The sequence below is a fragment of the Bradyrhizobium sp. USDA 326 genome (genome assembly GCF_049739485.1).
In the GTDB taxonomy this organism is placed as follows: Bacteria; Pseudomonadota; Alphaproteobacteria; order Rhizobiales; family Xanthobacteraceae; genus Bradyrhizobium.
Genome location: NZ_JBMGQA010000001.1, coordinates 6084265 through 6096740, shown reverse-complemented (window position 1 = coordinate 6096740; position 12476 = coordinate 6084265). Strand labels below are relative to the sequence as shown.

Sequence of the window (12476 nt, the reverse complement as noted above, 5' to 3'; positions counted from 1 at the left end):
GGCTTGAAGCCGCGATGATGCCGGCAATCTCCGGAAGCCCGGCAAGCCGAGGCCAAATTTTCAACGCGCTGACGTCCGTTGTGTGCACTTTGGAACCGTCGGTTCCTCCGCGGAAACGTAGGTTTCCCGCTGGCGCCGATTCCGGCCCGCCCAAGAGAACACATTGTGACCGGTCGGCCCCAGAACGATCTGCTCCGGCAGCTCCCCCCTCAAGATTTTGAGCTGCTCGCGCCTCACCTTCAGCCGGTCGAGGTCGAGGCGAGCCACATCCTGCACCACGCCGGCGACGGCGTCGCGGCGGTCCATTTTCCCTGTGGTCCCGCACTCGTGTCGTTCGCCGTGCCGGTCGAGGACGATCGCGAGGTCGAAAGCCTGCTGGTGGGGCGTGAGGGTGCGGTGGGCATTGCCCCCGGCCGCACCGTTTCGATCGCCTATTCGCGCATCGTCGTGAAGCTCGGCGGCACCCTTCTTCGGCTGCCGCTGCGGGCGTTCGAGCAGGCGCAGCAGAGGTCGCCCACGCTCCATGAGGTCTTCTCGCGCTATGCCGACTGCCAGTTCGCGCAGCTGCTGCAGGCTGCGGCCTGCAACGCCGCGCATTCGATCGAGCAGCGCGCAGCCAAGTGGATCATCTCGGCGCAGGAACATATCGGCGGAGCCGAGATCCCTCTCACCCACGAGCAGCTCGCCGGCATGCTGGGCGTCTCCCGCAGCTATGCCAGCCGCGTCATCCAGATGCTCAAGGCGAGGCGTATCCTCGCGACCCGCCGCGGCGCCATCCTGATCCTCGACGCGTCGGCGCTCGAAGCAAGAGCCTGCTGTTGCAAAAATTGGGTGAACAAGTATTTCGACGAGGTGCGGGGCGCAGCGGCAACTGCAGAGGGCTAGTGCCCTTCGTCTCACGCACGCGGCGGCGACTGTCGCTTCTGGTGCAGATAGACCGGGCTGAAATCCCCGAGCCGCTGCAATTCACGCCATTTCGACACGATCAGCTCGCCCTCGCGCAGGTCCATGGCTCCACTCCGCCTGAGGTCGGCGAGCGTCCGGTTCACCGTCGCGATCGCCATGCCCAGCGCCTCGCCGAGCTGGGCCAGGCTGATGGGCACGCGGCAGCGATTGCCGCGGACCAGCTGCGCCGCGCGGGCGCGGTAGAACAGCTCGCAGAACAGGTGCGCCATGCGCGCCTGCATCGGCCGGGCGCTGTTGTTGGTGATGGCCTCGCGAAAGATCGCGGCATCGAGCAGCGTCTCGCGCCAGACGGCCAGCGCGAAGGTTGGCCGCCGCCGGAAGGCGATGAACAATTCGCGATGCGGGATGAAGGCGACTGTGGCCGCCCCCAGCGCACTCAATCCGTGGTCCATCTGGTCGATGAACAATCCCTGCGCATCCGGAAGGTCGCCGATGAGATGGAACGCCAGATACTGCCGCCGGCCGCTCCCGAGCAGGTGGTAGCGCGCGACCATGCCCGAGACGACCAGCACCGAATGTTCGGGTTCGTCGCCCTGGCGGATGAAATCCTCGTTAGGTTCCAAATCGCGCTGCGTGAAGGTGAGCGCGCGGATTTCCGCGATGTCCTCCTCTGCCAGAGCGGTATGCTCGGAAAGGTTCCGGATCAGTACGTCGTGCGCGTTTTCCATGTGGCCGCCAAAAATCGCGCCGGTTCTATCAATTGATACGTCCGGCTTGCATTCAGCGGACTAGAACGCTGGTTGGAAGCACAGGTTGCTAATCGGCCTGCGACGTACCGGATCGCAGCCACACATCCCAATCTCGGACCGAGCCGGATTTCTCATGAGCCCTACGACCATCCTGGAGCGCATCCGCGTGCTGTTCGCATCTGACACGGGCGGGCACCTCGACAGCATCAGCGACGCCCTCCTCAAGGGAACGCTGCAGGAGCCGGCCCGCCCGATGTCGGATCAGGAGCTGGCCCGCGCCATTCGCGAGTTCCGCTCGGTGCCGGTCTCGGATCGGACCATCGCAAGACTCTCGCGGCGCCTGCTCGTGGCGTCCCGGCGGGACGTCTGAGCACGCCACTCGTCTCATGCCGCATCCGAAGTTCATCGCGCGTCTCCAGGCGATCGAAGGCCTGTCCGAGGACGAACGCCGGCAGATCGCAGGCTTGCCGTCCACGCTGCGCCAGGTCGCGGATGGCGAGATCGTGCTGCGCCAGGGTGAGGCCGCCTCACGCTGCGTCTTCGTCGTCAGCGGCTTCCTCTACCAGGCACGTATCGTCGGCGATCGCAGCCAGATCCTTGCCTTCCACGTTCCCGGCGACATGCCGTGCCTGCACACGCTGCTGGTCTCGTCGCTGGATGCGGACCTCGTCGGGCTCGGCCCGACCATCGTCGGCACCGTCGCGCACAACCAGCTGCGCCAGCTTCTCGACGGTTCGATCCACCTGACTCGCGCCTTCTGGCGCGAGACGCTGATCGACGCGGCGATCTCGCGGCAATGGATCGCGCGCCTCGGCGCACAGGCGGCACTGCCCAAGGTCGCGCATCTCATCTGCGAGATCTCAGCAAGGCTGGAGGTCGTCGGCCTCGTCAAGGACGGCAGTTTCCAGATGCCGATGACGCAGCGGCACGTTGCGGACGCCTGCGGGCTCTCGATCGTCCACGTCAATCGCACCATCCAGGAGCTGAGGCATCGCGGGCTGATTGCATGGGAAGGCAGCGAGATCGAGCTGCTCCAGCCCGACGAGCTGCGCAAGCTTGCGGACTTCAGGCCAGACTATCTGAGCTGAGCGAGCCGGCATACGATGCGCTAGCTCGTGCGTCGAATTTCCTCCCGCTGGGTCTCGACCTCCTCGGCGTCCTCGTCATCCACCTTCATCAGTTCGTCGCGGCCAGCGGCCTTGAGCAGCTCGTCGAGCTTGGCGTGAATCGCCTGGGTGTCGCGGTGCTCGGCGCGCTGGATCACCAGCGTCATGCCCCATGTCGCCAGCGTCGCGAACGAGTGCCATTCGAGTCCGTTGCCCAGCGTGATCCAGGCGATGCCATAGACCACGTAAACGGCGAACGCGGCCGGGCGCGAGGTGGCGACGCCGATCTCGGTGAGCCAGCCTTTTGACTTCGGAAGAGACATGTGCGGCAACTCGCCTGGAGCGCCGGCGTTCCCGGAGAAGCCGGGATGCGTCGGCACGCGCGCATCCAATCCTTCACGATCGCGGCGGCTGCGTCCGCCAGTGTTGGACCAGCGCCCCGCCGGGTCCGAGGACAGGATCTGTCTTCGGCTTGCGAACCTTGGCGATGCGCTTGACGGCATCGGGACGCTCCCGCGTATCCGTGCACTCGTCGTACGTGCCCTCCTGCGGGTACGCTCCGACTACAAGAAAGTCCCGGCTGGACTCGATCAACCGGTGTCCCGTGCCCGCGGGCAGGACCAGAACGTCACCGGCTTTCACATTGAGGATGCGGCCCTTGATGCCGCCGCACTCGATCCTGGCCGTGCCGCGCGCCACGCCCATCACTTCGTGGATTTGCGAATGATAATGAACGAAGTCGTATACGGTGTCGCGCCACGACCGGCCCCAGCCATTCGAGGCGAACAGCGTGTCGATGATGACCTCGGGCGGAAAACGCCGGCCCTTCAGCTTTACCGCCCCGCGATAAAGCAGCGCCGAAAGTTTCGGATTGTTCGGCACGATGCCATCGTCGCGAAAATGGATGGCTGTCGGTTTCCGCGCCCGCACCAGCGCCCGCAGCGTCGCCGCATCGGGATGCTCTTCAACGAGCTTCCTGGCAAAGTTCTTGATCTGATCCTTGACCGGCATGCTTGCTCCTCAGCCGCGATTCAACGACGACGGGGGCGAGAAGTTTCGAGGTGGAACGGGCCTGATCGGGAGGGCTAACAGGGGACATTGCACGCGGACACGTAGAGCAGGATCAAGAAGTGTGTCTGCCCAGCAATTTTGACGGCGGGTGGTGGACCTTGGGCCACAAGCCGCGGTCAACCCTACAATCTTGGTATGTCCCAACTCCCGCCCGCTGCCATAGCGGCGGCTCTCGAGTTATTCAGCTCGATGCCAAGAACGGAGGTGGCTTTCGCAGAACCGGCTGAGTAGTTTGTCCGAGCAACGCGAAGCAAAGGCACCCTCGATGTACCGCATCTTGTGCTTAGTGATGGCGGCGTTCGCATATGGAACGGCGACTGGACATTGTCAGACGTCGCAGCCAGGCACGACCACAATCACGTTTCAATCCGCCACCTATGGCGACATGCGCCAGCTTTTGGCGCAAGAGGCGACGACGGGGCCGGTGACGATCAAGGCTATCCTCGCGTTTCCCGAACAGACCAAGGATCACTACCCCGCCGTCATCGTCGTGCACACACTCGCCGGCTATCGCAACGCGAACGAGGGTTATGTCGCCGCCGGATTGCGCAAGGCAGGCTTCGCCACATTGACCTATGACAGTTTTGCTGCGCGCGGAACCACGGGCACAGCACTGCAGGGATCACCTGGCTATCTGCCTATTGGCGTTGCGGATGCATATGCCGCGCTGCGCTTTCTTTCCGCCGAAAACCGGATCGACGCGAGGCACATTGCGATCATCGGGTTCTCGTATGGCGCTGAAGTAGCCCATCTTGCAGCAATGGAGGCACTGCGATCGGCGCTCAATCCCGGACCAAACCGGTTTGCCGCCCACGTCGCATTCTATCCTGGCGGAACTTTTGGCGCGATTGCGGGACCGGGCGCCTATACTGGCTCCCCGGTGCTGATGCTGCTGGGCGAAAAGGACGATAATCTGCCGGTGACAAAGATTGAGAATTACTTGGTCTACGCCCGCGTCGCCGGTGCGCCCGCTCCGATCCAGACTGTAATTTATCCAGGCGCCTACCATGCCTGGACAGTCCCCGATCTCGCTACTGCCCGCTTCTACCCGGACCTCGTCAGCACGAAAAAATGTCCGTTCATCCTGCTTGGACCGAAGCGGCCGGTCTCGCTAATCGATGGCGAGCCGAAGCCATTCGATCCAGCCGCCTTTGGTGCCTGCCTCGCCGCAGCGCCCGGCTATTGGATGGGGTTTGACGCTGCGGTTCGCGCTCGATCGATCGCTGATATGATCTCCTTCCTTCAACGAATCCTGCCGTAGAGCCAGATCAGCGTCATTGCTGCATATCGTGGAGGGTGTTGCCAGTTCGCTGATGGCCAGAGCCGGACTCCCGAGGCGTCACTCGATGACCTGGTCGGCCGTGGCCAGCAGCGAATGCGGAACGGTGAGACCGAGTGCTTTCGCGGTCTTCAGATTGATGACCAGCTTGAGACGAGTCGGCTGCTCTATGGGCAGATCGCCGGGCTTTGCGCCTTTCAGGATCCTGTCGACATAGCCGACCGCCCGCCGGAAATGATCGGGAAAATCCGGTCCATAGGAGAGCAGCAGGCCGTAAGGGACCTGTTCAGCGTTTGATGCAATTGTCGGCACCTTGTGCGCCATGGCTGAGGCACCCACCTGTACCCGTTCATTGTACATCGGCGGCCCAACAGCAAATGCGCCATCGAAGCTCTCGCGTGCAATGACCGAAAAGGTCGGGTCAATCTCATCCGCCGTCGTCACTTCGAACACTTTTATCAGGCATCCCGCAGCTCCTCCCGCTCTTTCGTTAGCGATGGCGGTGGGCTTGGAAGACGGCTCTCGCGGATCGAGCACGAGGGCCAGGCGGGTCAATTTCGGAACGATTTCCTTGAACAGCGCAAGCCGCTTGCCGGAGAGATCAACGGTCATCAGTGAAAGTCCGGTCACATTGCCACCAGGACGCGCGAGGCTCTCGACCAGCCCCCTGCCGACCGGATCCGGGTCCGCGACAAGTACGATGGGAATAGTGCTGGTCGCTCGCTTAGCCTCCCTGGCGCCAAGTCCCGTCACGGCGACAATCACATCGACTTTGCCTTCGGCAAGTTCCTGCGCCAGGGTGCGAAATCGTTCCGGCTGCTCGGCAGGAAAGCGGTGCACCAGTTGGATATTCTTGCCGTCGACGTAACCAAGCTCCTGAAATGCCTTGGTCAGGACGACCAGATATTCCTCTTCCTGCTTGGCGTCGGCGGCATGCCAGAGAACGCCGACGCGCGGGTTCGGTTTGCGTCGCTGCGCGCGCGAGGTTAGTGGCCATGCTGCAGCAGCGCTTCCGAGAAGCGTGATGAATTCGCGGCGTTTCATTCGATCACCTCACCACGTTTGGCTGAGCTGCGGACCGCATTGGAGCACGATCCAACCGACGTGAAACACAGGTTGCTACGAGTTGTCCGCTAATGCTGCTCCATGAACGCAAGCACCGCTTGATCATAGACGCCGGCGGCGGCACCGGCGAAAGGTATTGCTAGACGACATTTCTGCCTCCGCGCAATGGCGGTTCGCTCTGTCGGATCTCGTCTCGGAGACGTCCTCAACTACGAATTCTTGCACGATTCCGACAGGCGACCAGGAGAACAGATTGCGCACTCATTGTGAATGAACACCGGGGAAGATCTTTTTCAGAAAGCACGATTGCCCTCCGAAGAGAATGTCCGCCCCAGGCCACACGCGGCGGCCGAGGCGAGCGCGTCCCCGCGTCCGGGTGACCCGTAGCCTATCGTCGTGCGTCAGTGGCGCTGCGCCCTTTGGCCTCCATCGGGCCGGACCGACAGCAATCGCCGGCGACACACGCCGCGAGATCGCGACGGTATGTCCGCTCGCCGGTTCGAATGGACAGGCCGCATCGCACGGCATATATCACGCCGCTTTCCGTCGGCACGTGGCATCGCTCCGACGACTGCGGCGGAACCTGGAGGTCAGCCAAGCAGTAAGACTGAAAAAGCCTGACATCGCCGCGGAACGAGCGCGCCGCAGGCCCGATTCAAGCCACATCCTCTCCGGATTTGCGGCTCATTGCCACCCAACTCTTTGACGAGAAAGGGCTGGTTGAAAGTTGCGTCATGCGTAACCGGGAGACCAGGATGGGCAACCGAACCGCAAAATTCATATCTGCGCTTGTTGGCAGCATCATTGCCGGCACACCACTGGCTGCCGTGTCGCAGAACGCGCCGACCCCATCGAGCGCTGTCAGCGCAGCCTCCGACTGCCTCACAGCACCAAAAGGCGCCGCGCCACAGGGACAGCACTGGTACTACCGCCTCGAACGCACGACCAAGCGGCAATGCTGGTACCTGCGTGCCGCCGGCGACAAGGACAGCGTCAAAACCGCCCAGACCGCGCAGACCACGAGCGATACTCCGACGACAGATGCGCCGGCGCCGCAGCAGCACGCGCCGCAGGACGCGCGCGCCGAATATCTGACGCCGCGGAGCGGCGCCGCCGCCCAGAAGACGCCGAACGCGCCCGCGCAAGCTGCCGCCCCGACGCCGGTACAACAAGCCGCGGAGCAGACCGCTGACGGCAACGCGCAGCAACCCGCTGCCGCTACGCCCTGGCCCGATGTCTCCGCAGCCTCCGCTCCGCCTGCGCCGCCGGCACCAACCGTCGTCGCAGCACCCGCGCAGCCGGGCGCAAAGCCGTCAAAATCTCCCTCCCCGGTTGCGCTTGCTGCCGCAGACGGCACGGCCGACAAGCCGACCGGCTCGCTCCAGACGCTGCTGCTCGTGATCGGCGGCGCACTGGCGCTCGCCGGAATGCTCGGCAGCGTCATCTACCGTTTCGCCGGCGCGCGCGTCCGCCGCCAATCCGCCGACCGTCACGGACACTGGGGCGATCGGGAGATGCAGGACCAGGACGGAGGCCGTGCGCCCTGGCTCCCTTCAGCGCCGGCCGACACCCAGCCGCTGCACCCCATCGACTTCGACGCGGTACGTCCGCAACCGAAAAAGCAAACGACGAAACTCGCCGCGATCGGCCGCGAGATGGAGCTGATCGACGCGCGGAGGCAACGTGCCGCCACCCCGGCCGAACCTATCGGGATCAGAAGAGACAAGGTCGAGACGAAGGCGGTCGACAAGAAAATCGAGTCCGTGGCCACAGCTCCCCGGCGCGCCGCCAACGAGATCGGCGAGAATCGCGATGACGCGCCGGCAGGTCGTGACGCCGATGCCGTCGACATCGAGGTCATCACGACGATGCTCGAACAGCTGGCGAAGGAAGGGCCGCGCCTGTCGCGGCCTAACCTTGAAGCTGACCTTGCAAACTTCGCACGAAGCCTACGAGGCCAATCCGCCGCTCGCGCTTGAGGCGTTCGGCCTTCAGGATCGACTGCACCTCGGAGAAGGCCTCGTCGACGTCGTGGTTGATCACGATGTAGTCGTACTCGGCCCAGTGGCTCATCTCGTGGCTGGCGCGGCTCATGCGCTTGCGGATCACCTCGTCGGAATCCTGCGCCCGCGAATGCAGCCGCTTCTCGAGATCGGCCGCCGAGGGCGGCAGGATGAAGACGCTGACGACGTCCTCGCGGGCCTTGTGCTTCAATTGCTGCGTGCCCTGCCAGTCGATGTCGAACAGCACGTCCTGCCCGGCCGACAGCGCCGCCTCGACAGGACCACGCGGCGTGCCGTAGCTGTTGTCAAACACCGTCGCCCATTCCAGGAGCTCGTCGGCCTTCACCATGGCATCGAACGTGGCCTTGTCGACGAAGGTATAGTCCTTGCCGTTGACCTCACCCGGGCGCATCGGCCGCGTGGTCGCCGAGACCGACATTTTCAAGCCCGGCATCCGCTCGATCAGCAGACGCGACAGTGTCGTCTTGCCCGCGCCCGAGGGCGAGGACAGCACGAACATCAATCCGCGCCGCTCGACACCGTCAGTTCCGTGACCGCCCGTCGTCATCGATCACTCCAGATTCTGGACCTGCTCGCGGAACTGCTCGACCACGTTCTTCATGGCCAGCCCCGTGTTGGTCAGCTCGATGTCGTTCGACTTCGAGCAGCAGGTGTTGACCTCGCGGTGAAACTCCTGCGCCAGGAAGTCGAGCTTGCGCCCCATCGGGCCGCCCTTGCCGATCAGCTCGCGCGCCTGCGCGATGTGCGAGGCGATGCGGTCGAGCTCCTCGCGGATATCGGCCTTGGTCGCGATCAGGATCGCCTCCTGCATCAGGCGGTCGGAATCGAAACGGTCGGAGGTGTCGAGCAGGGCTGCAATCTGCTCGGCGAGCTTCGCCTTAATCGCCTCCGGCTTGCGGCCCGGCGCAGCTTCCGCCTTGCTCGCAAGCTGCTCGATCTCGTCGACACGCTGGGTCAGGATCTGCCCGAGCGAAATCCCCTCGCGCCTGCGCATCTCGACGAGGTCGGCGAGCGCCTTGTCGAAGGCTTCGGCCGCAGCGGCACGCGCGGCCTTGTCCTCCTCCTCGTCGCCCTCGGGCTCGGCGATCTCGACCACGCCCTTGATGGCGAGCAGGCCGTCGATGCTCGGCGCCACCGCGTCGACCTTCCCGGAAATCAGCGCGGCGGCCTTGAGGACCGCATTGAGCACGTCCTCGTTGATGCGGACCGTGGCGGCCGCATTGGTGCGCTTGACGTTGAGATTGGCGTAGACAGTTCCGCGCGACAGAAGCTCACCGGCGCGCTTCTTGGCATGGGCCTCCAGCTCCTCGAACCCCTGCGGCAGCCGCACCCTGAGGTCAAAGCCCTTGGCGTTGACGGATTTCAATTCCCATTCGAACGTGTACGGCCCGCTCGCGCCGTGGCTTCGGGCAAAGCCGGTCATGGACGACAGCGCCATCGGTTCAGATTCTCCAGGAACACGGGATTCGCGAGGCTATCAAGCCACGCGAATCTTAAGACTATTTTGCCGGAAAGTGGAATCCGCAATGTCCGCAGGCAAGCTCCGCAAGCCTAGCGCTGGACCACCGGCGGCGAGGACTGCACCGCGCCCTGTCGGGCCGGCGCGGGATTGGCGGGGCGCGTGGCCGGCGGCTTTCTCTGCTGGCTCGGCCGCGCCGGCGTGGTCGCGGTCGGCGTGTCGGCGGCAGCCGGCGCGCTGGCCGCCGGCGGCTGCGCCTCCTCGGCCGGCTCGACCGTGTCATTCTGAATCTGCTTCTCCATCGCGCGCAGTTTCGCAACGTTCTTCTGGTGCGCGTCGTAGGTTTCGGTGAAGGCATGCCCGCCGGTGCCGTCGGCGACGAAATAGAGATCGCGGGTGCGGGCCGGGTTGGCGGCAGCCTCGAGCGAGGCGCGGCCCGGATTGGAAATCGGGCCCGGCGGCAGGCCGTCGATCACATAGGTGTTGTAGGGCGAAGGCTGCGTGATCTCGCTGCGCTTGATCGGGCGGCCCAGCGTGCCCTTGCCGCCGACGAGGCCATAGATGATCGTCGGGTCGGATTGCAGCTTGATCCTCTGCTTCAATCGGTTGACGAACACCGCGGCGACGCGGCTGCGCTCGTCGGGCTTGCCGGTTTCCTTCTCGATGATGGACGCCAGCGTGACCAGCTGCTCCGGCGTCTTGACCGGAATGTCCGGATTGCGGCGCTCCCAGATCTCGGCCAGCACGCGCTTGTGCGCCTGCTGCATGCGCTGGACCACCTGCTCGCGCGGGGTGCCGCGCGGGAATTTGTAGGTCTCCGGCAACAGCGTGCCTTCGCGCGGCAGCTCGCGCACGCTGCCGGTGAAAATGTCGTTGTCGGACAGCCGCGCCACGATCTGCTCGGAGGTCAGGCCTTCCGGAATCGTGACGGAATGCTGCACCACCTTGCCCTCGACGATGGTGGCGATGACGTCGCGCAGCGATGCGTTCTTCTGGAAGGAATATTCACCCGGCTTGAGGTCCGAACTCGCCTTCAACGCGGCAACGCTGGCGATGAACACCCAGGGATTGACGTCGGTCACGCCTTCCCGGTTCAGCGTCTCGGCGATGTCACGCTTGCCCGCGCGTTGCGGGATGTTGACGATCTTGTCGTCCTTCAGCGGTCCCGGCGCCTCGAGCATCTGGCGGCCGTAATAATAGACGCCGCCGGCGCCGAGCATGGTGATCAGCAGAAGAGTGATGATGGCGTTGCCGACGATCACGAGCGGATTGCGCGCGCGGTCCGATCGCCTGGGCGGCGGCGGGAGCTGCTCGGGCTCGAGCGCGGCCCGCGGACTCCGGGGTGAAATGGGCGGCCTTTCACTCATCGAGACAACCTGAATCCTGCCGGTTCAATCGCGGCCCGACAATCGCTTGCCCTGCCAAAATGCACGCGCCCACGTCCATGACTATCGCCGAATGCGGCAAAACGGTGGTTTCGTCCCAAACGCAAACTAACTGGCCAAGCGGCGGAAGATCACCGACGCATTGGTACCGCCAAAACCAAAAGAGTTCGATAACGTGACGTTGACCTCACGCTCCTTAGACTTGTGCGGCACGAGATCAATCGCAGTCTCGACCGAGGGATTGTCGAGATTGATCGTTGGCGGCACGACGTTGTCGCGAATCGCGAGGATCGCGAAGATCGCTTCGATCGCACCGGCCGCGCCGAGGAGATGGCCGGTCGACGACTTGGTCGAGGACATCGCAACCTTGGAGGCGGCATTGCCGAGCAGACGCTCGACCGCGCCGAGCTCGATCTCGTCGCCGAGCGGCGTCGAGGTGCCGTGCGCGTTGATGTAGTCGAGATCGGACGGCGTGAGGCCGGCGCGCTTCAGCGCCGCCGACATGCTGCGGAAGCCGCCGTCGCCGTCGGGCGACGGCGAGGTGATGTGATAGGCGTCCCCCGACAGGCCATAGCCGATCACCTCGGCATAGATCCTGGCGCCGCGGCGCCGGGCGTGATCGAGCTCTTCCAGCACGAGGACGCCGGCGCCCTCGCCCATCACGAAACCATCGCGGTCCTTGTCGTAGGGACGCGAGGCCTTCTCGGGCGTCTCGTTGAAACCGGTCGAGAGCGCACGCGCGGCGTTGAAGCCTGCAATGCCGATGCGGCTGATCGGCGACTCGGCGCCGCCTGCGACCATCACATCGGCATCGCCGAGTGCGATCAGGCGGGCAGCGTCGCCGACCGCGTGTGCACCGGTCGAGCAGGCCGTGACCACCGCATGGTTCGGCCCCTTCAGCCCGTGCGCGATCGAGACGTAGCCGGAGGCGAGATTGATCAGACGACCCGGAATGAAGAACGGCGACACCCGGCGCGGTCCGCGCTCCTTGAGGAGGATGGCGGTTTCGGCGATGCCGTTGAGGCCGCCGATGCCGGACCCGATCATGGTGCCGGTCGCGCACTTGTCTTCTTCAGTCTCGGGATGCCAGTTGGCATCCTCGAGCGCCTGGCCGGCCGCGGCCATGCCGAAGATGATGAAGTCGTCGACCTTGCGCTGGTCCTTCGGCTCCATCCACTTGTCGGGATTGAAGCTGTCGTTGGTCCCGTCGCCGCGCACGACCGTACAGGCGATCTTGGTCTGAAGATCGGAGACATCGAAGCTCTCGATCCTGCGCGCACCGCTTTCGCCGTTAAGAATGCGCTTCCAGGTCGGTTCGACGCCACAGCCGAGTGGCGAGACCATGCCGAGGCCCGTGACGACAACCCGCCTCATATCCGAAAACTCCGCATCGAAAGATTCACGGCCAATAACAAGAAACCGGCTGACCGCT

General features: G+C 64.3%; 13 protein-coding genes. 5 read left to right on the top strand and 8 right to left on the bottom strand.

Annotated elements, in window-relative coordinates; genetic code table 11:
• Positions 1-165: 165 nt before the first annotated feature.
• Positions 166-885, top strand: a complete 720-nt coding sequence (locus tag ABIG06_RS28560) for a Crp/Fnr family transcriptional regulator (RefSeq protein WP_124158894.1) — start codon at positions 166-168, stop codon at positions 883-885.
• Positions 886-896: 11 nt separating this feature from the next.
• Here the strand turns inward: ABIG06_RS28560 and ABIG06_RS28555 are convergent, their stop codons facing one another.
• Positions 897-1634: a Crp/Fnr family transcriptional regulator gene (locus tag ABIG06_RS28555; protein WP_124158893.1), complete on the bottom strand. Its 738-nt coding sequence runs from the start codon at positions 1632-1634 to the stop codon at positions 897-899.
• A gap of 154 nt (positions 1635-1788) precedes the next feature.
• On the opposite strand from ABIG06_RS28555, the gene ABIG06_RS28550 reads away from it, so the two are divergent.
• On the top strand, positions 1789-2025 hold the full coding sequence (locus ABIG06_RS28550) for a hypothetical protein (protein ID WP_124158892.1): 237 nt from the start codon (positions 1789-1791) through the stop codon (positions 2023-2025).
• A 16-nt stretch (positions 2026-2041) separates the two neighbouring features.
• Positions 2042-2743 carry a Crp/Fnr family transcriptional regulator gene (locus tag ABIG06_RS28545; protein ID WP_124158891.1) on the top strand — a complete coding sequence of 234 codons (702 nt, stop codon included), beginning with the start codon at positions 2042-2044 and terminating at the stop codon, positions 2741-2743.
• 20 nt (positions 2744-2763) lie between these two features.
• Here the strand turns inward: ABIG06_RS28545 and ABIG06_RS28540 are convergent, their stop codons facing one another.
• Together ABIG06_RS28540 and ABIG06_RS28535 are read right to left on the bottom strand one after the other, a co-directional pair.
• On the bottom strand, positions 2764-3084 hold the full coding sequence (locus tag ABIG06_RS28540; RefSeq protein WP_124159079.1) for a low affinity iron permease family protein: 321 nt from the start codon (positions 3082-3084) through the stop codon (positions 2764-2766).
• Positions 3085-3157: 73 nt separating this feature from the next.
• A complete protein-coding gene (locus tag ABIG06_RS28535; protein ID WP_370139437.1) occupies positions 3158-3772 on the bottom strand; it encodes a cupin in 615 nt (204 codons plus the stop codon).
• Positions 3773-4097: 325 nt separating this feature from the next.
• Between ABIG06_RS28535 and ABIG06_RS28530 the strand changes: the two genes are divergently transcribed.
• Complete coding sequence (locus ABIG06_RS28530; protein ID WP_370139436.1) at positions 4098-5093, top strand: dienelactone hydrolase family protein; 996 nt, start codon at positions 4098-4100, stop codon at positions 5091-5093.
• A 78-nt stretch (positions 5094-5171) separates the two neighbouring features.
• Here the strand turns inward: ABIG06_RS28530 and ABIG06_RS28525 are convergent, their stop codons facing one another.
• Entirely contained in the window at positions 5172-6155 is a 984-nt protein-coding gene (locus ABIG06_RS28525; RefSeq protein ID WP_124158888.1) for an ABC transporter substrate-binding protein, read from the bottom strand.
• Positions 6156-6931: 776 nt separating this feature from the next.
• Between ABIG06_RS28525 and ABIG06_RS28520 the strand changes: the two genes are divergently transcribed.
• The gene (locus ABIG06_RS28520) at positions 6932-8155 is read left to right on the top strand and encodes a hypothetical protein (protein ID WP_370139435.1); all 1224 of its coding nucleotides are present in this window, start codon (positions 6932-6934) and stop codon (positions 8153-8155) included.
• On the opposite strand, the gene gmk is transcribed toward ABIG06_RS28520, so the two are convergent.
• From gmk to fabF, 4 genes are all read right to left on the bottom strand, one after another.
• The gene (gene gmk, locus ABIG06_RS28515) at positions 8088-8747 is read right to left on the bottom strand and encodes a guanylate kinase (RefSeq protein ID WP_124158886.1); all 660 of its coding nucleotides are present in this window, start codon (positions 8745-8747) and stop codon (positions 8088-8090) included. The genes ABIG06_RS28520 and gmk overlap by 68 nt on opposite strands.
• Positions 8748-8750: 3 nt before the next feature.
• On the bottom strand, positions 8751-9638 hold the full coding sequence (locus tag ABIG06_RS28510) for a YicC/YloC family endoribonuclease (protein WP_370139434.1): 888 nt from the start codon (positions 9636-9638) through the stop codon (positions 8751-8753).
• Positions 9639-9751: 113 nt separating this feature from the next.
• Entirely contained in the window at positions 9752-11026 is a 1275-nt protein-coding gene (gene mltG / locus ABIG06_RS28505; RefSeq protein ID WP_124158884.1) for an endolytic transglycosylase MltG, read from the bottom strand.
• A 126-nt stretch (positions 11027-11152) separates the two neighbouring features.
• Positions 11153-12418, bottom strand: coding sequence for a beta-ketoacyl-ACP synthase II (gene fabF, locus ABIG06_RS28500; protein WP_124158883.1), 1266 nt, complete (start codon positions 12416-12418; stop codon positions 11153-11155).
• Positions 12419-12476: the final 58 nt, after the last annotated feature.

Coding starts and splice junctions, on each gene's coding strand:
- ABIG06_RS28555 (WP_124158893.1), bottom strand. CDS start 1,634: ATGGAAAACGCGCACGACGTACTGATCCGGAACCTTTCCGAGCATACC.
- ABIG06_RS28550 (WP_124158892.1), top strand. CDS start 1,789: ATGAGCCCTACGACCATCCTGGAGCGCATCCGCGTGCTGTTCGCATCT.
- ABIG06_RS28545 (WP_124158891.1), top strand. CDS start 2,042: ATGCCGCATCCGAAGTTCATCGCGCGTCTCCAGGCGATCGAAGGCCTG.
- ABIG06_RS28540 (WP_124159079.1), bottom strand. CDS start 3,084: ATGTCTCTTCCGAAGTCAAAAGGCTGGCTCACCGAGATCGGCGTCGCC.
- ABIG06_RS28535 (WP_370139437.1), bottom strand. CDS start 3,772: ATGCCGGTCAAGGATCAGATCAAGAACTTTGCCAGGAAGCTCGTTGAA.
- ABIG06_RS28530 (WP_370139436.1), top strand. CDS start 4,098: ATGTACCGCATCTTGTGCTTAGTGATGGCGGCGTTCGCATATGGAACG.
- ABIG06_RS28525 (WP_124158888.1), bottom strand. CDS start 6,155: ATGAAACGCCGCGAATTCATCACGCTTCTCGGAAGCGCTGCTGCAGCA.
- ABIG06_RS28520 (WP_370139435.1), top strand. CDS start 6,932: ATGGGCAACCGAACCGCAAAATTCATATCTGCGCTTGTTGGCAGCATC.
- gmk (WP_124158886.1), bottom strand. CDS start 8,747: ATGACGACGGGCGGTCACGGAACTGACGGTGTCGAGCGGCGCGGATTG.
- ABIG06_RS28510 (WP_370139434.1), bottom strand. CDS start 9,638: ATGGCGCTGTCGTCCATGACCGGCTTTGCCCGAAGCCACGGCGCGAGC.
- mltG (WP_124158884.1), bottom strand. CDS start 11,026: ATGAGTGAAAGGCCGCCCATTTCACCCCGGAGTCCGCGGGCCGCGCTC.
- fabF (WP_124158883.1), bottom strand. CDS start 12,418: ATGAGGCGGGTTGTCGTCACGGGCCTCGGCATGGTCTCGCCACTCGGC.